The sequence below is a fragment of the Brevundimonas staleyi genome, from assembly GCF_041893865.1.
Classification (GTDB): domain Bacteria; phylum Pseudomonadota; class Alphaproteobacteria; order Caulobacterales; family Caulobacteraceae; genus Brevundimonas; species Brevundimonas staleyi.
Genome location: NZ_CP169082.1, coordinates 2,254,110 through 2,274,045 on the forward strand (window position 1 = coordinate 2,254,110; position 19,936 = coordinate 2,274,045).

Sequence of the window (19,936 nt, forward strand, 5' to 3'; positions counted from 1 at the left end):
GTCACGGCTGGTTACGTTCCGGAAGGTCAAGCTTTCAGGGCGGGGCAGGGGTCGCTACAACCCCGTGACAATTCACTGGAGGCTTCGTCTTGGCCGAATTCGATCTCATCGTCATTGGTTCGGGCCCGGGCGGCTATGTGGCCGCGATCCGCGCCAGTCAGCTGGGTCAGAAGGTCGCCATCGTCGAGCGCGAGAACCTGGGCGGCATCTGCCTGAACTGGGGCTGTATCCCGACCAAGGCCCTGCTGAAGTCCGGTGAGAAGTTCGAAAGCCTGAGCCATCTGAAGGACTATGGTCTGGCGGCGTCGGGCGCGACCTTCGACTTCGACGCCATCATCCAGCGCTCGCGCGGCGTCGCGGCGACGATGAACAAGGGCGTCGCCTTCCTGATGAAGAAGAACAAGATCGAGGTCATCGAGGGCTCGGCCAAGCTGGAGAAGGGCGCGGCGGCGCCCAAGGTGGTCATCGACCTGAAGGCCGGCGGTTCGCGCACGGTCGAGGCCAAGGCGGTCATGCTGGCCGTCGGCGCCCGCGCCAAGGCCATCCCGCAGATCGGCCTGGAAGCCGACGGCGACAAGATCTGGGCCTATCGCGAGGCCCTGGCGCCGAAGACGATGCCGGCCTCCATCGTGGTCATCGGATCGGGCGCCATCGGCATCGAATTCGGCAGCTTCTACAGGGCCTTGGGCGCTGAAGTGACGGTCGTGGAAGCGGTCGACCGCATCATGCCGGTCGAGGACGAAGAGGTCTCCAAGGCCGCCCAGAAGGCCATGGAGAAGCGCGGCATCAAGTTCCGCACCGGCTGCAAGGTGACCAAGGTCGCCAAGGCCGGGAAGGGGGTCCAGGTCGCCATCGAGGCCGGCGGCAAGGCCGAGACCCTGGAAGCCGAAATCTGCATCTCGGCGGTCGGCATCACCGCCAACACCGACGGCATCGGCCTGGAGGCCCTGGGCGTCAACATGGATCGCGGCCACATCACCATCGACGGCCACTGCGCCACGAACGTGAAGGGGCTCTACGCCATCGGCGACTGCGCCGGCGCGCCCTGGCTGGCGCACAAGGCCTCGCACGAGGGCATCCACGCCGCCGAATACATCGCCGGCTACAAGACCCCGAACGTCAACTCTCCGATCGCCGGCTGCACCTACGCCCAGCCGCAGGTCGCATCGGTCGGCGTGACCGAGCAGGGCGCTCGCGAAGCCAAGCGCGAGGTCAAGATCGGCCGCTTCCCGTTCCGCGTGAACGGCAAGGCCGTGGCCGCCGGCGAGATCGAGGGCTTCGTGAAGGTCATCTTCGACGCCAAGACCGGCGCCCTGATCGGCGCCCACATGATCGGCCACGAGGTCACCGAGATGATCCAGGGCTATGTCACCGCCATCGCCATGGAAGCGACCGAGGAAGACATCCACGGCATCGTCTATCCGCACCCGACCATGTCGGAGGCCATGCACGAGGCCGCGCTGGACGCCTATGGGCGGGTGATCCACCTGTAAGGCGCAAGAGGCGCCTCAGCGCTTCTTGCCGAGCTCGGCCGCGATGTCCTTGGTCATCCGGCCGACCTTGCGGTGGGCGGTCGTGATCTGGTCGCGCGTGACGCCCCAGCGCTTCATCCAATATTCGACGGCCTGACGCTCGGAGAGGTCGAGACGGTCCTTGTCGATGAAGCCGCGTTTGTCCTTGAGACCGGCCATGAGGGCATTTCTCGTGTCTACGCCGGTTAGAGATGTCGCGCCGGGCGCCAGATAGAAATGTCACCAGGGGATAGGTGAGGGGAGCGGGCGGGCGCGGAGCCCTCCAACCGCGCAGAGCCCGACCGCTGCCCTCCGCACCGGCCGTTCAGCTTCGCCCTTTGTTTTCCGAGTGCGCCGTTAGGCGCGCGAAGCACTGAGGTCCGTCATGCTGCCACCGGAGTCGTATTGGCCCTTGGGCGGCCAGCGGCTAGAGTTAGGTCATGGCCGCAAATGACTACGATCTAGCTCTGGAAGAACTGACAAGAGCCTCGACGATGCGGCTGCTCGCTTCTGAGAGCTTTGACCTGCCGTCCTTCGCCGCATTGTATGATCACCTTGGCCAAAAGGCGGAGGCGCTCAAGTCGGAGCACGTCATATCCAAGCAAATCCTCGACGCGCTCCGAAACGCTGCAAAGGCCATCCGAAATCAAGCGCCTTACGTTACCGGTGCTCGTGAAAATATCGCCCTCGCGGACAAGTTTGAAGTTCTGCTCGACCTCATGATCATCGGTGAAGGTCCACGTGATCGCGCGCCGGGTGTGCCCCGTATTGTTTGAGCGCCTATCAGCCTTGGCAGGAAGCAATTATTAGATGTCTTGGTTTTCCAAGCTCATGGGCAATCGTGAAGCACCTTCTCCCGCGCAGGCGGCGCAACCAGCGCAGCCGGGCAATGACGGGACGCCATCCGCTGGCGGGTGGGCTGGTCAGTACGATGTGTTCGTAATCCTCACGCGCAATGCGGAAAGCGCGCCTTGGCTGGCGTCGAACTGGGCGAAGATCTCCGAAGTCTTTGATCCGATGATGCAGCGTCCAAGAGGGTCTGCAGCGGTTAGGTCCACACAGTTAGCAAAAGGCCCTGGCTCACCCAATCATCGGGCGATTTCGTTTGGACGTATCGGCTGGAATGCAGCTGGGACGGCCAAGTGGACCCACGCAAAGCCGGGGCAGCTCACATCGGGACAGGAAGCGGAGTTCCTGACTACCGAGGCATGGGCTCCCTCGTGGACTGTTTGCCAGCGGGAGCAACAGGCTCCTGACATTTACCTCGCATGCGCTGCTCGGAGCGGGCCGGAATTATCTGGGATGCTCGTCGTGGCGGTTGCGCATGCTGCTGGCGACGACACCTTGGCCCAAGCCCGGCAAGCCGTGTCGAACCTGGGATCGGTCCTTAGCGCCGGTCTAGTCGCGACCTGGACCCGCCCGTGGAGCTTTCCATTCGGAAAGGGGCCTCTGAGGACAAGCGCTATCAATGACTTAATGGTCACAGGCTTGTTCGTGACTGGAGCGCTGCCGACGCCAACACCTGAACTGGCTTGGCTTGAAGGACCTTGGCAAAGCCTCGACTAGACCGTGAGCGGGGCAGGGAACTCGATTTAGCTTCAGTCGAATTTACTCACCAGGGGTGAGCAGTTGGGTAGATTCGTAAATCGCGGCCTTATCCCACGCTGAACATGTGCTTGGTCTGATCGCGCCGCTTCGGGCCCTTGCTGGTGCGCATGCCTGGCGGTTGGGTCTGTTGGCTCTCGCGGATCAGGGTGAGGAGACCGCCTAAGCGCTTGTTCTCGAGCACGGCGGTCTCGGTGACGCGCCGCAGCTTGTCGAAGGTGCGGTAGGGCATGCTGTGGCCCTTGTAGCGGACCTCCAGGCGCCCGTCGGGGAAGTCCACGACCTCGACCCGCCGGCCGATCGCGGCCTGGGCGAACTCGGACGGCTCGATCATGAAGAGGATGTTGTCGTACTGGAGGGTGAGGGACTGCGACAGCGTCCGCTCGGCACGCCAGGTGAAGGCTTCATCCAGCCGATCCCGGGCCTGCATGGGTCGATGCAGGTCCTTGTCGTTGAACGGCGCCTTGGCGAAGCGGGCGTTGTAGTCGGCCATGAAGGCCGGAAGGAAGGCGTTTCCATCTTCCATGGTGCTGACGCCGGCGAGGCGCAGTTCCTTCACCAGCCGGTCCTGCAAGGTCTTGTTGGCGCGTTCCACGCGGCCCTTGGCCTGGCTGGAGTTGGCGCAGATGATCTCGATACTGAGCGCCTTCAGGGCGCGGCCGAATTGGGTCATGCCGTCGCCGTGCAGGCCGCTAGGCTTGTTGACCCGGAAGACGGCATGCTTGTCGGTGTAGAAGGCCACCGGCTTGCCGTGCTGCTCCAGATACCGCTGCGTGGCGTTGAAGTAGGCGAACGTCGACTCCGACTGGACGAACTGCAGGTGCATCAGTCGGCTGGTGGCGTCGTCGATGAAGACGAGCAGGGTGCATTGCGGCCCGCGATCCTCGAACCACCAGTGCTCCGAGCCGTCGACCTGGACCAGCTCGCCGACGCACTCGCGCCGATAGCGCGGCTGGTAGACCCGGCCGCGGCGCTTCACGCGGTCCGCCCAGAGACCGGCGTCGAGCATCCACAGCCGAAGCGTCTCACGGCCGACGACGATGCCGTGGACCTCGCGCAGCTTCTCGGCGGCCAGCGTTGGGCCAAAGTCGGCGTAACGGGCCTTGATCAGCTCCAGCGCCTGATCCTTGATCGCCGTGGGCGTCTGACGGTTGCTGGCCCGACCGCGCTTCTTGGAGATGAGGGCCGTCGCGCCTTGCTCCTGGTAGGCCTTCGACAACCGCAGGACCTGGCGGCGCTCCAGGCCCATCAACTCGCTGGCCGCCGAGACCGTCAGCCGTCCGGCCGTCAGATCGCGCAGGATCTCGACTCGGCTAAGCTCCTTGTCGCTCATGAAGTGCAGCGCCACTTTGGAGGACCTCCCACGCAAAATGAGGGAGGGTGCCATCTCTAACTGGCACGCCGGTGACATTACTAAATGGCGGCTACATCTCGTCATCGCCTAAGATATATTATGCGAAATCGGACGTGCCGATTTCGGTGTCACAGAGCCGCCTTGGCGCTCCAGCCGTCGAAGCCGACTTCGACATTGGCCGGAAGAAGCGCCGCCAAAGCGTTGTAATCCAGATCGATGTGCAGGTTCGTCAGCACGGCGCGCTCCACGCCGCTGCGCGCGATCCAGTCCAGCGTCCGATCCACATGGCTGTGCGTCGGATGCGTCGTCCAGCGCAGCGCATCGACGATCCAGAGCTTGCAGCCGGCCAGCGCCTCGAATGCCGCATCGTCCAGGGCGTCGATGTCGCTGGAATACGCGACGGAGCCGATGCGATAGCCGACCGACCGGATCGGTCCGTGACCCTGGTCGAAGGTCACGACCGGAACCGGACCGCCCGGGCCATCTACGGACCAGTCGACGCCGTGCGCCGGAATCTCCTTCAGCTCCAGAATGGCCGGATAGCCCAGCTGGCTCTCGAAGATGTACGGAAAACGCGACACCAGCGCCTCGCGCGTCGCCACGTCCATCCAGGCCGGAATCCGCCGACGGCCGCGAATGGCAAAGACCCGCAGATCGTCGATGCCGTGGGTCTGATCGGCATGGTCGTGGGTGTAGAGAACGGCGTCCACCGACTTAACGTCGGCTCTCAACATCTGCTCGCGAAGGTCTGGCGAAGTGTCGATCAGGACGGTCGTGTCGCCGTCCGGGCCGCGTCGCCGTACCAGCGCCGAACAGCGGCTGCGGCGGTTCTTCGGCTCGGCCGGATCACAGGCGCCCCAGTCGCCGTCGCCGCGCGGCACGCCGCCGGACGAACCGCTGCCGAGGATGGTGATCTCGACCTCCCCGCTCATGGGCGCGGGATCCTGTCGAACAGGCTGAAGAAGGCGTCCGTCGTCTTCGCCTCCGCCTCCTCCCGGTCCCAGCCCCGGATATCGGCCAGGGCCTGCAGCACATGGCCGATATAGGCCGGCTCGTTGCGACGGCCGCGATGCGGCACGGGCGCCAGATAGGGGCAGTCGGTTTCGACGATGATCCGCTCGGCGGGCATGGTGCGGATCACGGCGCGCACGTCCTCGGCCGCCTTGAAGGTCGCTATGCCCGAGACCGAGAACCAGGCGCCCATTTCCGCAGCCTCTTCCGCCAGTTCCGCACCACTGGTGTAGCAATGCATGAGAAAACGGAACGGTCCCTCGGCCCGCATTTCGCGCAGGATTGCGGCCATCTCGGCGTCCGCCTCGCGCGTATGGACGACCAGCGGCAGACCCGTCGCCTGAGCCGCCTTGATGTGGGTTCTGAAGACCTCGGCCTGCTGGTCGCGCGGGCTGAAGTCATAGTGGAAGTCCAGGCCGCATTCGCCGATGCCGACGACGCGCGGTCGCTGGGCCAGGGCGACCAGATCCTCGACCGTCATGGCCGTGTGGTCCCTGGCCTCGTGCGGATGGGCGCCGACGGTGCACCAGATGTCCGGGTGCGCCATGGCCAGGCCGTGGGTCGCCTCGAAGGTCGACAGCTTGTCCGAGATCTCGACCATCATCCGGACCCCGGCTTCGCGGGCCCGGGCGATGACGGCGTCGCGGTCCTCGTCGAACTGGACGGCGTGCAGATTGACGTGGCTGTCGATGATCATCCGCCGGCCATCCGTTTCACGCGCGCCAGATCCGCCAGCGCCCCGGCCAGCAGATCCCCCTTGTCCAGATTGATCGCCGCCGCCCGGTCCGGGGCCTCGGTCAGACGGGTCCACAGATCGGCCCAAGCGGCCCCCTGCCCCGCCTGTTCCAGCGAGCGCTGTTTCACCGCGGCGGCAAGCCGGTCCAGCAGGGCCTCGAACCTCGCCTGACCCTCCGCGCCCCGGAAGCCGTCGGCGACCGACAGGGCCTCGGCCCGGTCCACGGGGCCTTCGTCGACCCAGCGGCGCGCCAGCCGGTCCAGCTCCAGATTGGCCGTGGTGGCCAGAGACAGGGCCGCGCCTGGCGATCCGCGCGCCATGCCGGCGATCCGTTCGGCCTCGTCGCCCTCCAACTCGGTCTGGCGCTCCAGCAGGGTCGCCACGGCGTCCTGGGCCCAGGGCTGGAAGGTCAGACGGCGGCAGCGCGAGCGTATGGTCGCCAGCAGCCGCCCCGGCGCATGGGTGATCAGGAACAGGACGCCGCGCTCAGGCGGTTCCTCCAGAACCTTCAGCAAGGCATTGGCGGCATTGATGTTCAGGTCGTCAGCGGCGTCGATGATGGCGACGCGATAGGCGGCGCGCGAGGGGCTCTTGGCGAAGAACTCCGGCAGGTCGCGCGCCTGATCGACGGAGATGGATTTCTTGGTCTTGCCGCCCTCGACCAGCCGCTCCAGCACCAGAAGATCGGGGTGGGACTGGGCCGAGATCAGTTGGCTGACCGGATCGGACGGCCGCGCGCCCAGAGGCCCGCGTGACGGATCCGGCTGGGCCCCCAGAAGGCGGCGGGCGGCGCGATAAGCGAAGGTCGCCTTGCCCAGACCCTCGGGCCCGCAAACCAGCCAGGCGTGGTGCAGCCGGCCGCGGTCCAGCGAATCGACGAAGGCCGTCTCCGCCGCCGGCGACGGGATCAGCTCGAACCGGTCGCGCGGGTGCTCGCTCACGGCAGGATGGGCTCCACGGCCCGCCAGACCCGCTCGGTCACCACGTCGGGCTCTCCGGTCGCGTCGATCAGGCGGCAGCGTTCGGGATGCTGGGCCGAGACCGACAGGAAGCCGTCTCTGAGACGCCGATGGAACTCCAGCCCCTTGGATTCGAACCGGGTCTCGCCTGCGCCGCGCGCCAACGCCCGCTCCAGACCCACCTCGACGGGAAGGTCGAAGATCAGGGTCAGGTCCGGCTGGTCGTGTCCGACGATGGCGGCGTCCAGGGCCTCGATGAAGTCGGCTGGCGTGCCGCCGCCGGCGCCCTGATAGGCGCGGCTGGAATCGGCGAAGCGATCGCAGACGATCCAGCGACCCGCGGCCAAAGCCGGACGGATGGTCTTCTCCAGATGGTCGCTGCGAGCGGCGAACATCAGCATGGTCTCGGTCAGGGGCGACCAGCGGCCGGCGTCGCCGTTCAGGGCGATGTTCCGGATATCCTCGGCGCCGGGCGAGCCGCCGGGTTCACGCGTATGCACGACGTCGATGCCGCGCGCCTTCAGGGCGGCGACGAGACGGGCGGCCTGGGTGGACTTGCCGGTCCCCTCCCCGCCCTCGAAGGTGATGAATTGTCCTCGGGTCACCGGCGCACAATGGCGACCCGGACGGCCGGGGCCAAGGGCGCAGACGGCTTATCGCGCCGATATCAACAGGGCGCCGCCAAATCCTTCGGCCATGACCGACTGACGCGCCCGTTCGGCGGCGTTGACGTCGTGCCAGGGCCCCATCAGGACGCGAAACATGGAGTTGTCGGTCGCCGCCTGGACGCGGGCAGAGCGACCGATTCGGCCGGCGGCGGCCTGGGCCTGGGGCTGGTCGCGATAGGCGACGACCTCGATCCAGTAGCGTTGATCCTCCACGACCGGCGGCGCGACGACGGCTGGAGGCGGCGCAGCCTCGGCGGTCTGCAGCACCGTCCCGCCGCCCAGACGCGGCGCCCGACCGAGATAGCGGACCCGCACCTCGCCCACGCCCCGGTTCAGCATGTCCAGCGCCTCGGCCGCGCCGCGCGACAGGTCGATGATCCGGTCGTCCACGAAAGGCCCGCGATCGTTGACGCGCAGGACCACCCGGCGGCCGTTGGCCAGGTTGGTGACCTCCACCAGACCCGGCAGGGGCAGGGTCTTATGGGCGGCGGTCAGGGCGTGCATGTCGAACCGCTCTCCGGTCGCGGTCGGGCGGCCGTTGAACTGGTCGCCGTACCAGGAGGCCAGACCGACCTGATCGTAGTTCGGCTGGTCTTCCGGTTGATACCAGCGTCCCCGGATCTGATAGCGGCGCATGGTGCCGGACACGATCGGCGCAGGATCGGTCACGACCGGCGCGGCCTCGGCCACGCGCGTCCCGCCGCCGGGCATCCGCACGATGCCCCCGCCTGTCGCGCCCGCGCTGGCGCAGGCCGCCAGAAGGGCCGTCACGGCGGAAACCACGGCGACACGAGAGGCGCGGCGAAGGAGAACAGGCGAAATCGACATGGCGAAATCATCGCCGACCCGATTTCCGTTTTGGTTAACGAGGGATGCACTGCTATGCCCCCTCTCCAGCCGGACAGGTGGCCGAGTGGTTTAAGGCAGCGGTCTTGAAAACCGCCGTAGGTGGAAGCCTACCGTGGGTTCGAATCCCACCCTGTCCGCCATGCTTTTCGCATCGCGGACCCGACCATGATCCAAGTCATCGCCTCGGCCCTCGCCGCGATCGCCCTCGCCTCACCGGCCGTCGCCCAGACCATCAGCCCCTTCGACTATCCTCAGCCGGAAGGCGGGCACGAGGTCTATATGGTCGTCGAGATCCCGACCGGCTCGATGGCCAAGTACGAGATCGAGCGCGACACCGGCCTGGTCATCGTCGATCGCTTTCAGCAGATGCCGGTCGCCTATCCGGCCAACTACGGCGGCGTCGCCTCGTCCCTGGGCGGGGACGGCGATCCGCTGGACGCCCTGGTCCTGACGCGCGAGCCGGTGACGCCGGGCGCCCTGATCCGGGTGCGGGTGGTCGGCATTCTGCGGATGACCGACGCGGGCGAGGCGGACGACAAGCTGATCGCCGTGCCAGCCTCCGACGTCGATCCGACCTATGACGGCATCCGGACCATCACCGACCTGCCGGAAATCGAGCGCCGACGGATCGCGGCCTTCTTCGAGGTCTATAAAACCCTGACGCCGGGGCCGAACCCCGTCGTGCTGAACGGCTATGGCGACGCGGGCGAGGCCCAGGCCGTGCTCGACGCGGCCCTGGCCGCCTATCGCCGATAATCGGGAGACCGCCATGTCCACGCTCCAGCTCGACCTCGACGACCGCATCCTGTGGATCCGGCTGAACCGGCCCGATCATCTGAATTCCTTTGATGTGGCCATGGGCGACGAGCTGGAGGCGGCGTTCCGCGACGCCAGCCGGAACGACGCGGTCGGGGCGATCATCGTCACCGGGAACGGCAAGGCCTTCTGCGCCGGCGCCGACCTGACGCGCGAGGGCAATGTCTTCGCGCTCGACGAGACGGCCGAGCCCGATCTGGACATGCTGCGCGAACGGTTCGACGAGCCGCATGTGCGCGACTTCATCCGCGACAAGGGCGGCCGGGTGGCCCTGGCCATCCATGAGTGCAGGAAGCCCGTGATCGCCGCGATCAACGGCGCGGCGGTCGGCGTCGGCGCGACCATGACCCTGGCCATGGATTTCCGCATGGCCTCGACCGAAGCGCGGATGGGCTTCGTCTTCGCGCGGCTGGGCGTGGCGCCCGAGGCCTGTTCGACCTGGTTCCTGCCGCGTCTGGTCGGGATGCAGCAGGCGCTGGAATGGGGCCTCACCGGAGATATCTTCGACGCCGAGACGGGGAAGGCCGCAGGCCTGATCCGCTCGATCCACGAACCCGATCAACTGCTGACGGACGCCGAGGCCTTCGCGCGTCGCCTGATCAAGGGCTCGCCCGCCGCCACCGCCGTGACGCGTCAGATGCTGCGCCGAAACGCCGCCCTGCCCGATCCGGTCGAGGCGCACCTGATCGAGACCCTGGCCATGTTCGATCTCAGCCGCTCGGACGGCAAGGAGGGCGTCGCCGCCTTCATGGAGAAGCGCAAGGCCGTCTTCACCGACAAGGCCAGCGCCCTGCCCGGCCGTCTGGAAGACCTCTTTCCCTGAGGATCAGACCAGCCGGCTCTGCACCACGGCCGCCTCGATGAAGCTGGCGAACAGGGGGTGGGGCTTGAACGGGCGGCTCTTCAGTTCCGGGTGGTACTGGACGCCGATGAACCACGGGTGGTCCGTGCGTTCGACCGTCTCGGGCAGGACGCCGTCGGGCGACAGGCCGGCGAAGACCAGACCCTTGTCCTCGATCGCCTCGCGATAGTTGATGTTGACCTCATAGCGGTGGCGGTGCCGCTCACTGATGTCGGTCGTGCCGTAGATTTCGGCGATCTTCGATCCCGGCTTCAGCGTCGAGTCATAGGCGCCCAGACGCATGGTGCCGCCCAGGTCGCCGCCCTGCTGGCGCAGGACCCGCTGGTTGCCTTGCGTCCACTCGGTCATCAAGCCCACGACCGGCTCCTCGGTCGGGCCGAACTCGGTGGAGGAGGCCTTGGGGAAGCCGGCCTGGTTCCGGGCCGCCTCGATTACCGCCATCTGCATGCCGAAACAGATGCCGAAATAGGGAATGTTGCGCTCGCGGGCGAAGCGGGCCGCCTCGATCTTGCCCTCGGCCCCGCGCTCGCCGAAGCCGCCGGGAACCAGCACCGCGTGCGCGCCCTGCAGACGCTCCTCGCAGGCGTCGCGGTCGCCCTCGAACGTATCGGCCTCGACCCAGTCGATGTTGACCTTGACCTGATTGGCCACGCCGCCGTGATGCAGGGCCTCGATCAGGGATTTGTAGGCGTCCTTCAGCACCGTGTACTTGCCGACCACGGCCACCGTGACCTCGCCGTCGGGCTGCAGGCGGCGGCGGACGATCTCGTTCCAGCCGGTCAGGTCGGGCTCGGGCGCATCGGTGATGCCGAAGTGCGCCAGGACCTCGGTGTCCAGACCCTCGCGGTGATAGTCCAGCGGCACGGCGTAGATGTCGGCCGAGTCCATCGCCTGGATCACGCCCGATTCCCGCACGTTGCAGAACAGGCCGATCTTGCGCTTCTCGTCGGCCGGGATCGGCTGTTCGCAGCGGCACAGCAGGATGTCCGGCTGGATGCCGATGGAGCGCAGCTCCTTGACCGAGTGCTGGGTCGGCTTGGTCTTCATCTCGCCCGCGGTCTTGATGAAGGGCAGCAGAGTCAGATGGACGAAGCAGCTCTGGCCGCGCGGCAGATCCTGACCCAGCTGGCGGATGGCCTCGAAGAAGGGCAGGCCCTCGATATCGCCCACCGTGCCGCCGATCTCGACCAGGACGAAGTCCACGTCCTCGCCGTCGTCGGTCAGGGCCTTGGTCAGACAGAACTGTTTGATCTGGTCGGTGACGTGCGGGATCACCTGAACGGTGGCGCCGAGATAATCCCCGCGACGCTCCTTCTCCAGGATGGTCGAGTAAATCCGGCCGGTCGTGATGTTGTCCGACTTTGCCGCCGACACCCCGGTGAACCGCTCGTAGTGGCCCAGATCGAGGTCGGTCTCGGCGCCGTCGTCGGTCACGAAGACCTCGCCGTGCTGATACGGGCTCATCGTGCCCGGATCGACGTTCAGATAGGGGTCGAGCTTGCGCAGGCGGACCTTGTAGCCGCGCGCCTGAAGCAGTGCGCCCAGAGCCGCCGACGCCAGCCCCTTGCCCAGCGAGGAAACCACGCCGCCCGTGATGAAAACATATCTAGCCACGGGGGGTCACCTTACCGCTGATTCGCGCGGTCACTGCGGACCGCGATGCGATCCAACTGTTGAAAAACAAAACTCCGCCCCGGACCGGGTCCGGAGCGGAGGCATTCAGGGCGGGAGGAGCGGCGGAGAGATCCCGCCGTCACCTTATTGCTCCGGCGCGGGGGCCGGGGTGGCGCCGGCCGTCGGCAGGCTGGCTTCCAGGTCGTCGAGCGACGGCGCGGTCGGAGCGGCCGGGGTCGCCGTGGCGGGCGCGGTCTGCGAACCGGCGGCAGGCGCGGTGTCGAGGGCGATGGAGCCCACGGCGTCGGCGTCCACGACCGAACGGCTGGCGCGGTCCATGTTGCCCACGATGGTCAGGCTGATCGCGCAGACCACGAAGGCGGCGCCCAGCCACCAGGTGGTGGTGGTCAGAAGATTGCCCGCGCCGCGCGCGGTCATGAAGCCCGAAGGCCCGCCGCCCATGCCCAGGGCGCCGCCTTCGGAGCGCTGCAGCAGGATCACCCCCGACAGGGCGATCGAGATGATGATCATGGCGACGAGAAGAATGGTCTGAAGCATGGCGATCTACATTGGGCGCAGGGGCGCGCGGATCAAGCGGCGGCCTCTAACATCGAGGGAGGGATTAGGGAATAGGGACGAGGGATTAGGCTGATCCCCGGTCCCTGCGACAATCAGGCCGCGCGAACGATGGCCAGGAAGTCCGCCGCCTTCAGCGAGGCGCCGCCGACCAGGGCGCCGCCGACCTCGTCCACGGCCAGAATGTCGCGGGCGTTGCCCGGATTGACCGAGCCGCCGTACAGAATCGGCGCGGCCCAGCCGCCGTCGCCCAGCCGCTCGATCATGGCGTCGCGCGCGGCGGCGTGGATTTCGGCGATCTGGTCCAGCGTCGGCGTCAGGCCGGTGCCGATCGCCCAGACCGGCTCATAGGCCAGGGCCCAGTCCGCGCCGGTCAGGCCGTCGTTCAAGGAGCCGAGAATCTGTTCGCGCACGACCGAGGCCGCCTCTCCGGCCTCGCGCTGAGCCAGGGTCTCGCCGACGCAGATGATGGGCGTCAGACCGGCGCGGAGCGCGGCGCCGACCTTCTCGGACACCAGGGCGTCGGTCTCGCCGAACTCCTGACGGCGCTCGGAGTGGCCCAGAATCACGGCCGTCGCCCCGGCGTCCACCAGCATCTCGGCCGCGACGCCGCCGGTGAAGGCGCCCTTGGTCTCGACGCGGCAGTCCTGCCCCCCGACCATGATCGGGCCGCCGTCGACGGTGCGGACCATGCGTTCGATCAGGGTCGCGGGCGGACACAGGCCCACGCGGGCGGCGGTCGGTTCGGCCTTCAGGGCGGCCAGCATCTCGGCGACGGCCCCGGTCAGATCGGCGGCCACGCCGTTCATTTTCCAGTTGCCGACGATCATCTTCACGGATTGTTTCATGCGCCCTTCCTAGGCGCCGGCTCGCGTGCTGCCAAGCCTCTCGTCGTGGAACGCTTGCGGGGTCCGGTCGCCCTCCCCTATACGGCGCGGTGGCGCTCTTCGCCGTCCGACCGTCAGGCTCTTCGATGATTTCCGTGTTCCGCGACTTCGCCAAGTCCAAATGGGCCATCGCCCTGTTCGTGCTGCTGATCATCAGCTTCGCCGTCGTCGGGGGGACCCAGACCGACGTGTTCAAGAGCCTGGGCCCGCAGCACGTGATCTCGGCCGGCGAGCGTTCGGTCGACGCCAACCAGTTCCGCGCCGATTTCGAGCGGGTCCGCTCCAACGCCCAGGAGCAGGAAGGCCGCCCCCTGACCATTCAGGATCTGGTCAACGCCAACCTGCACGTCCGTTATCTGGAGGCCCAGACCCAGCGTCTCGGCTTCCTGGAGTGGGCGAACCGCGCCGGCATCCGCCCAGATCAGTCGCTGATCATCAAGCGCATTCGCGAGATCCCCGCCTTCTTCAACCAGGTCTCCGGCGCCTTCGACCAGGCCCAGTACGAACAGGTCCTGGCTCAGCAGAACTTCACCCCGGCCCAGCTGGAGGAAGAGTTCCGCGACGCCGCCATCACCGAACATTTCGGCAGCGCCGTTCAGGCCGGCATGCGCTCGCCGCGCATTTTCGGCGCCCTGGTCGCCGGTCGCGCGCTGGAACTGCGCGACGGTCGCTGGTTCACCGTGACCCAGGACATGGCCGGCCGCACCAGCGCCCCGACGGACGCCCAGCTGAACGCCTTCATCAACGAGAACGCCGCCCAGCTGCGTCGTCCGGAGTTCCGCATCGCCTCGGTCGTCCTGTTCAACGACGCCGCCGGTTCGGCCCCGACCCCGATCACCGAAGAGCGGATCGTCGAACGCTTCAACTTCCGCAAGGACGGCCTGTCCACGCCGGAACGCCGCACCTTCACCACCCTGACCGTGGGCGACCGCGCCGCCGCCGACCGCATCGCCGCGGCCCTGCGCGCCGGTCAGTCGCCGACCGCCGTGGCCGAAGCCAACCGCATCCAGCCGGCCGAGTACGCCGCCCAGCCGCAGAGCGCCGTGCCCGACCCCGCCGTCGGAACCGCCGTCTTCGGCATGACCTCCGGCCAGGTCTCGGCCCCGATCCAGGGCCGCGTCGGCTTCACCGTCGCCAAGCTGGTCGCCGTCACCCCCGGCGCCCCCGCCACCCTGGAAGGCGTCCGTTCGGCCATCGTCACCGAGCTGCAGGAAGAGGACGCCAAGGCGCGCGTCTTCAGCCGCGTCGAGGCCTATGAGAAGGCCCGCAGCGACGGCAAGCCCCTGGCCGAGGCCGTGCGCGAGATCGGCGCCCGCATCGTGCAACTGCCGCCCTTCACCCAGGACGGCCGCCTGCCCGACGGCCAGCCGATGAACGCCCCGCCGCAGATCCTGCAGAACGCCTACGCCCTGACCAAGGGCGGCGAATCCGACGTCATCGACGCCGGCCAGGGCCAGTATTTCGTACTGCGTCTGGACGACATCACGCCCGCCGCCCTGCCGGCCCTCGCCGACATCCGCGAGCCCTTGGCCCAGCAATGGACGATGCGCGAGAACGCCCGTCGCCTGACCAACAAGGCCGAGGAACTGGCCGCCCGCGTGCGCGGCGGCGAAGACATCGCGGCCGTCGCACGTTCGGCCGGCGCCACCCTGGAAACCCGGACCGGCGTGCAGCAGAACGCCGAGGCGCAGACCGCCATCGGCGGCGGCGTCCTGGGCGGCCTGTTCGGCCAGGGCCGCGGTCAGGTCTTCACCGGCCCGGCCTCCGAGACGGCCTATGTCGTCGGTCGCGTGGACGCCGTCCGCGCCCCCACCGCCGCCCTCGCCGCCCCGATCGCCGACCAGATCCGCCCGCGCATGGCCCAGGAACTGGTCAACGGCGTGGGCGAGAACCTGCTGGTCAACTCCGCCCGCAAGGTGAAGGCCGAGAACGACCCGGCCCGCGCTATCGAGGCCTTGGGCGTCACGCCCGCGCCCGCCGGCGGCGCGACCCCGCCCGCCCCCGCTCAATGAGCCAAGGCGGCGCGGAGCCCGACCGTGCGGAGATCCTCGCGGGCCTGACCGACGGACGGCCCCAGGTGGTCGTCCGCCGGATCGTCGACGACCTGGAGACCCCGGTTTCCGCCTATCTGAAGGTGGGCTGGGGTCGTCCCCACGCCTTCCTGCTGGAATCGGTGGAGGGCGGCGCCCTGAACGGCCGCTACTCCTTCATCACCCTGGAGCCCGACGTCGTCTGGCGCTGCCGCGACGGCGTGGCCTCCATCGCGCGCGGCGCAGACGTCGCGGCCAAACGCTATGAGATGCAAGCCGGCGGCGCGCTGGACAGCCTGCGCGCCCTGATCGCCGAGATGAAGTTCGAGATGCCCGAGGGCCTGCCGCCCATGGGCGCGGGTCTGTTCGGCGTGTTCGGCTACGACATGGTGCGTCTGCTGGAGCCCTTGGGCGCGCCCAATCCCGATCCGCTGGACCTGCCCGACGCCGTCCTGACCCGGCCGTCGGTGGTGGCCGTGTTCGATTCGGTGAAGCATGAGATCTTCGTCATGGCCCCCGTCTGGCCGGGCGCCACCGATCCGGCCAAGGCCATCGACGCGGCCGAGGCGCGCCTGGACGATTTCGAAGCCCGCCTGCGTCGCCCCCTGATCGCGCGCGGCGCCGCCGAGCCGACCGGCGACCTGACCTTCAAATCGCCCGTCGACGCCGCCGCCTATGGCGATCTGGTCGCGGCGGCCAAGGGCTATATCGCCGCCGGAGACATCTTCCAGGTGGTGCTGAGCCACCGGTTCAGCGCGCCGTGGTCGGGCGATCCCTTCGCCTTCTACCGCTCGCTGCGTCGCCAGAACCCGTCGCCCTATCTGTATTTCCTCAACTTCGACGACTTCCAGCTGGCCGGCTCCAGCCCGGAGATCCTGGTCCGTCTGAAGGACGGCGGCGTCACCATTCGCCCGCTGGCCGGCACCCGCCCGCGCGGCGCGACGCCCGAGGCCGACAAGGCGCTGGAAACCGAACTCCTGGCCGATCCCAAGGAACTGGCCGAGCATCTGATGCTGCTGGACCTGGGCCGCAACGACGTCGGACGGGTCGCCGCGCCGGGCACCGTCAAGGTGACCGAGAGCTTCGTCGTCGAACGCTACAGCCAGGTCATGCACATCGTCTCCAACGTCGAGGGCCGGGCCCATCCCGACATCGACGCCGTGGACGCCCTTCTGGCCGCCCTGCCCGCCGGCACGCTGTCGGGCGCGCCCAAGGTGCGGGCCATGGAGATCATCGACGAGCTGGAGATCACCAAGCGCGGCGTCGGCTACGGCGGCGGCGTGGGCTATATCTCGGCGGGCGGCGAGGCGGACATCTGCATCGTGCTTCGCACCGCCATGTTCGCCGACGGCCAGGTCTTCGTTCAGGCGGGCGCCGGCGTCGTCGCCGACAGCGATCCCGCCGCCGAGTTCGCCGAGACCGAGGCCAAGGCCCGCGCCCCCATGCGCGCCGCAGAGGACGCCTGGCGTTTCGAACTGGGCGCGCCGCTCAACACGGCGGGCGAAATCTAGAGGCTGGACGCGGTCGGCGGCGTGTCGTCGATCGCCACGCCCGGCCCCAGGATCATCACCCCGGCCAGCAGCACCGCCGCCGACGCCGCCAGCGCTGCGGCCGCAAGCGTCTGCATCCCGCCGGTCCGCACCTCGGGTTCGGTCAGGGCCGCGCGAGCGGCGTCGATCTGGACCTGAGGTTGGCGCATGGTTCCGAGGCTCCGAAAGGAAGCTCCAGATTTCGGGCCGCAACGGTTAACGATCCGTGTTCGTGCGGGTCTGCTTGGCTATGGCGACGCCAGCCTCTAGAAGCGCAGCCATGATCCTCGTCGTCGATAACTACGACAGCTTTACCTACAACCTCGTCCACTACCTCGCGGAGTTGGGCGCGCAGACGCATGTCGTCCGAAACGACGACCTGACGACGGAAGAGGCCTGGGCGCTGAAGCCCGAAGCCGTCCTCCTCTCGCCCGGTCCCTGCGCCCCGGATCAGGCCGGCATCTGCCTGCCGCTGATCGACACCGCGCCCCTGGACATGCCGATCCTGGGCGTCTGCCTCGGCCATCAGGCGATCGGCCAGGCCATGGGCGGCCACGTCATCCGCGCCAAGGCCCTGATGCACGGCAAGACCTCGCCGATCCTGCATGAGGGCAAGGGCATGTTCGCCGGCCTGCCCTCGCCCTTCACCGCGACCCGCTATCACTCGCTGGCCGTCCAGCGCGAAACCCTGCCCAACACGCTTCAGGTCACCGCCTGGACCGAGGACGGCGAGATCATGGGCTTCCAGCACCACGAGCGGCCGATCCACGGGGTCCAGTTCCACCCCGAGAGCATCGCCACCGAACACGGCCATCAGATGCTAGCAAGCTTCCTCGATCAGGCGGGCGTCAAGCGTCTGGCCATGGTCTGACGCCGTGTCCAACACGTTCAAGCCGCTGCTGGCCAAGCTGGTCGAAGGACAGTCGCTGACGTCGGAAGAGGCCGGCGACTTCTTCGCCGCCTGTCTGCGCGGCGAACCCACCCCGGCCCAGGTCGCCGCCGCCGTCACCGCCCTGCGCATCCGTGGCGAGACGGTGGACGAGATCGCCGCCTTCGCCCAGGCGATGCGGAACGCCGCCGTGACGCTGGACCATCCCTACGACGTCATAGACACCTGCGGCACCGGCGGCGACGGGGCCCACACCTTCAACATCTCGACCGCCGCCGCCCTGGTGCTGGCCGGCGCGGGCCTGAAGGTCGCAAAGCACGGCAACCGGGCCATGAGCTCCAAGTCCGGCTCGTCCGACGTGCTCGGCGTCCTCGGCGTCGATCTGACCGCCGGTCTGGCGCAACAGCGTCAGGCCCTGGATCAGGCCGGCATCGCCTTCCTGTTCGCCCCCGCCTACCACGGCGCCATGCGCCACGTCGGGCCGGTCCGGGCCGAGATCGGTTTCCGCACCGTCTTCAACCTGCTGGGCCCACTGTCCAATCCGGCGTCGGCCAGGCGTCAGGTCATGGGCGTCTATGATCCCCGCCTGCTCGAACCTCTCGCCGAGGTGCTGGGCCGCCTCGGCGCCGTCCGCGCCTGGACGGTCCACGGCCAGGGTCTGGACGAGCTGACCACCACGGGCCCCAGCGAGGTCGCGGAGTGGAAGGATGGGGCCGTTCGTCGTTTCACCGTCACGCCCGAGGACGCCGGCCTGCCCCGCGCCGATATCGAGGCCTTGCGCGGCGGCGACGCCGAGACCAACGCCGAGGCCCTGACCGCCCTCCTCGCCGGCCAGACCGGCCCCTATCGCGACGTCGTCCTGCTGAACGCCGCCGCCGCCCTGGTCGTCGCCGACAAGGCCCCGGACCTGAAGGCCGGGGTCGCCCTGGCCGCCGCCGCCATCGACGACGGCAAGGCCGCGCAAGCCCTCGCCGACCTCGCCCGAATCACCTCGACCCCTCCGCATGTCGAGGAGATCCAATGACCGACGTCCTCGACCGTATCGCCGCCTACAAGCGCGCGGACGTCGCCGCCCGTAAGGCCGCCCAGTCCCAGGACCATATCGAATCTCTGGCCATGATCGCCGGCATGCCGCGCGGGTTCCGCTCGGCTCTGGAACGCCGCGCCGAGCCCGGCCGCCCCGCCCTGATCGCCGAGATCAAGAAGGCCAGCCCCTCCAAGGGCCTGATCCGCCCCGACTTCGATCCGCCCGCCCTTGCTCAAGCTTATGAGGCCGGGGGCGCCGCCTGCCTGTCCGTCCTGACTGACGGCCCCAGCTTCCAGGGCGCCGACGACTATCTGGTCGTCGCCCGCGCCGCCGTCGCCCTGCCTTGCCTGCGCAAGGACTTCCTGGTCGATCCGTGGCAGGTCGCGGAGAGCCGGGCCTTGGGCGCCGACTGTATCCTGATCATCCTGGCCATGATGGACGACGCCCTGGCCGCCGACCTCCTGGCCGAGGCCCGTCGCTTCGGCATGGACGCCCTGATCGAGACCCACGACGAGGCCGAGATGGAGCGGGCCGCGACGCTGGGCGGCGATCTCGTCGGCATCAACAATCGCTCGCTTCGGACCTTCGAGGTCGATCTGGGCGCCACCGCCCGCCTCGCCCCGCTGTCCCCGCAGGGTGCCCTGCTGGTCGCCGAAAGCGGCATCTTCACCCCGGCCGACGTGGCCGAGGTCTCGGCGGCCGGCGCCTCCGCCATCCTCGTCGGCGAAAGCCTGATGCGACAGGATGACGTGACGGCGGCGACCCAGACCCTGCTCGCCTAGCCCCTGCGGTTTCAGCCCGATCAGCGGGTTCGGCGGTCGCGACTTGGCGGTATCCGCGGTTCGCGCCGAAGAATTTTTGCAGTCGCACTTCTCTCGAAAACGGCGCGCCCCGCACCGCATTAACCGCCGTCTGGCCTGCCCGATCCACCGGCGAACTCGCACTCGTTGAACCGCTCCGTCGTTAAGTTGACATTAGGCAAGAACACTTACAGAACATCCGCAACGGTTCAC

At 68.1% G+C, this 19,936-nt stretch carries 20 protein-coding genes and 1 tRNA gene; 10 read left to right on the forward strand and 11 right to left on the reverse strand.

Annotated elements, in window-relative coordinates:
• The first annotated feature begins 89 nt into the window (after positions 1-89).
• Positions 90-1,493 carry a dihydrolipoyl dehydrogenase gene (gene lpdA, locus ACETK8_RS11445; RefSeq protein WP_374036058.1) on the forward strand — a complete coding sequence of 468 codons (1,404 nt, stop codon included), beginning with the start codon at positions 90-92 and terminating at the stop codon, positions 1,491-1,493.
• A gap of 15 nt (positions 1,494-1,508) precedes the next feature.
• Here the strand turns inward: lpdA and ACETK8_RS11450 are convergent, their stop codons facing one another.
• On the reverse strand, positions 1,509-1,691 hold the full coding sequence (locus ACETK8_RS11450; RefSeq protein WP_109102243.1) for a DUF3606 domain-containing protein: 183 nt from the start codon (positions 1,689-1,691) through the stop codon (positions 1,509-1,511).
• Between the two features lie 260 nt (positions 1,692-1,951).
• Here ACETK8_RS11450 and ACETK8_RS11455 point away from each other — a divergent pair, with 260 nt between their 5' ends.
• Complete coding sequence (locus ACETK8_RS11455; RefSeq protein WP_374036059.1) at positions 1,952-2,287, forward strand: hypothetical protein; 336 nt, start codon at positions 1,952-1,954, stop codon at positions 2,285-2,287.
• Positions 2,288-3,165: 878 nt separating this feature from the next.
• On the opposite strand, the gene ACETK8_RS11460 is transcribed toward ACETK8_RS11455, so the two are convergent.
• The 6 genes from ACETK8_RS11460 to ACETK8_RS11485 all read right to left on the reverse strand — a co-directional run bounded on the left by ACETK8_RS11460 (position 3,166) and on the right by ACETK8_RS11485 (position 8,672).
• Positions 3,166-4,464 carry an ISNCY family transposase gene (locus tag ACETK8_RS11460; RefSeq protein WP_374036060.1) on the reverse strand — a complete coding sequence of 433 codons (1,299 nt, stop codon included), beginning with the start codon at positions 4,462-4,464 and terminating at the stop codon, positions 3,166-3,168.
• A gap of 134 nt (positions 4,465-4,598) precedes the next feature.
• Entirely contained in the window at positions 4,599-5,402 is an 804-nt protein-coding gene (locus ACETK8_RS11465) for an MBL fold metallo-hydrolase (RefSeq protein ID WP_374036061.1), read from the reverse strand.
• Entirely contained in the window at positions 5,399-6,178 is a 780-nt protein-coding gene (locus ACETK8_RS11470) for a TatD family hydrolase (protein ID WP_374036062.1), read from the reverse strand. Before ACETK8_RS11470 ends, ACETK8_RS11465 begins: the two co-directional genes overlap by 4 nt.
• Positions 6,175-7,158, reverse strand: coding sequence for a DNA polymerase III subunit delta' (locus ACETK8_RS11475; protein WP_374036063.1), 984 nt, complete (start codon positions 7,156-7,158; stop codon positions 6,175-6,177). The genes ACETK8_RS11470 and ACETK8_RS11475 overlap by 4 nt, the downstream gene beginning before the upstream one ends.
• Entirely contained in the window at positions 7,155-7,781 is a 627-nt protein-coding gene (tmk, locus tag ACETK8_RS11480) for a dTMP kinase (protein ID WP_374036064.1), read from the reverse strand. The genes ACETK8_RS11475 and tmk overlap by 4 nt, the downstream gene beginning before the upstream one ends.
• A 48-nt stretch (positions 7,782-7,829) precedes the next feature.
• Entirely contained in the window at positions 7,830-8,672 is an 843-nt protein-coding gene (locus ACETK8_RS11485; RefSeq protein ID WP_374036065.1) for a septal ring lytic transglycosylase RlpA family protein, read from the reverse strand.
• Between the two features lie 71 nt (positions 8,673-8,743).
• Here ACETK8_RS11485 and ACETK8_RS11490 point away from each other — a divergent pair.
• From ACETK8_RS11490 to ACETK8_RS11500, 3 genes are all read left to right on the forward strand, one after another.
• Positions 8,744-8,833: transfer RNA gene (locus ACETK8_RS11490), tRNA-Ser, on the forward strand.
• Between the two features lie 25 nt (positions 8,834-8,858).
• Positions 8,859-9,449, forward strand: a complete 591-nt coding sequence (locus ACETK8_RS11495) for an inorganic diphosphatase (protein ID WP_374036066.1) — start codon at positions 8,859-8,861, stop codon at positions 9,447-9,449.
• 13 nt (positions 9,450-9,462) lie between these two features.
• Positions 9,463-10,332 carry an enoyl-CoA hydratase-related protein gene (locus ACETK8_RS11500; RefSeq protein WP_374036067.1) on the forward strand — a complete coding sequence of 290 codons (870 nt, stop codon included), beginning with the start codon at positions 9,463-9,465 and terminating at the stop codon, positions 10,330-10,332.
• A 3-nt stretch (positions 10,333-10,335) separates the two neighbouring features.
• On the opposite strand, the gene ACETK8_RS11505 is transcribed toward ACETK8_RS11500, so the two are convergent.
• The 3 genes from ACETK8_RS11505 to tpiA form a co-directional block, all read right to left on the reverse strand.
• Positions 10,336-11,985 (reverse strand): CTP synthase, encoded by a 1,650-nt coding sequence (locus ACETK8_RS11505; RefSeq protein WP_374036068.1) that lies wholly within the window; start codon positions 11,983-11,985, stop codon positions 10,336-10,338.
• Between the two features lie 144 nt (positions 11,986-12,129).
• Positions 12,130-12,543, reverse strand: coding sequence for a preprotein translocase subunit SecG (secG, locus tag ACETK8_RS11510; protein ID WP_374036069.1), 414 nt, complete (start codon positions 12,541-12,543; stop codon positions 12,130-12,132).
• A 113-nt stretch (positions 12,544-12,656) separates the two neighbouring features.
• Positions 12,657-13,409: a triose-phosphate isomerase gene (tpiA, locus tag ACETK8_RS11515; RefSeq protein WP_374036070.1), complete on the reverse strand. Its 753-nt coding sequence runs from the start codon at positions 13,407-13,409 to the stop codon at positions 12,657-12,659.
• A 125-nt stretch (positions 13,410-13,534) separates the two neighbouring features.
• Between tpiA and ACETK8_RS11520 the strand changes: the two genes are divergently transcribed.
• Positions 13,535-15,460, forward strand: a complete 1,926-nt coding sequence (locus ACETK8_RS11520; RefSeq protein ID WP_374036071.1) for a peptidylprolyl isomerase — start codon at positions 13,535-13,537, stop codon at positions 15,458-15,460.
• On the forward strand, positions 15,457-16,989 hold the full coding sequence (trpE, locus tag ACETK8_RS11525; RefSeq protein WP_374036072.1) for an anthranilate synthase component I: 1,533 nt from the start codon (positions 15,457-15,459) through the stop codon (positions 16,987-16,989). Before ACETK8_RS11520 ends, trpE begins: the two co-directional genes overlap by 4 nt.
• Here the strand turns inward: trpE and ACETK8_RS11530 are convergent.
• On the reverse strand, positions 16,986-17,177 hold the full coding sequence (locus tag ACETK8_RS11530; RefSeq protein WP_374036073.1) for a peptidoglycan-binding protein: 192 nt from the start codon (positions 17,175-17,177) through the stop codon (positions 16,986-16,988). The genes trpE and ACETK8_RS11530 overlap by 4 nt on opposite strands.
• 110 nt (positions 17,178-17,287) lie before the next feature.
• Here ACETK8_RS11530 and ACETK8_RS11535 point away from each other — a divergent pair, with 110 nt between their 5' ends.
• Genes ACETK8_RS11535 through trpC form a run of 3 tightly spaced genes read left to right on the forward strand, consistent with a single transcriptional unit; the run spans position 17,288 to position 19,705 of the window.
• Positions 17,288-17,878, forward strand: a complete 591-nt coding sequence (locus ACETK8_RS11535) for an anthranilate synthase component II (RefSeq protein WP_374036074.1) — start codon at positions 17,288-17,290, stop codon at positions 17,876-17,878.
• A 4-nt stretch (positions 17,879-17,882) separates the two neighbouring features.
• Positions 17,883-18,920 carry an anthranilate phosphoribosyltransferase gene (gene trpD, locus ACETK8_RS11540; protein WP_374036075.1) on the forward strand — a complete coding sequence of 346 codons (1,038 nt, stop codon included), beginning with the start codon at positions 17,883-17,885 and terminating at the stop codon, positions 18,918-18,920.
• Positions 18,917-19,705 (forward strand): indole-3-glycerol phosphate synthase TrpC, encoded by a 789-nt coding sequence (gene trpC, locus ACETK8_RS11545; RefSeq protein WP_374036076.1) that lies wholly within the window; start codon positions 18,917-18,919, stop codon positions 19,703-19,705. The genes trpD and trpC overlap by 4 nt, the downstream gene beginning before the upstream one ends.
• The last annotated feature ends 231 nt before the right edge of the window (positions 19,706-19,936 follow it).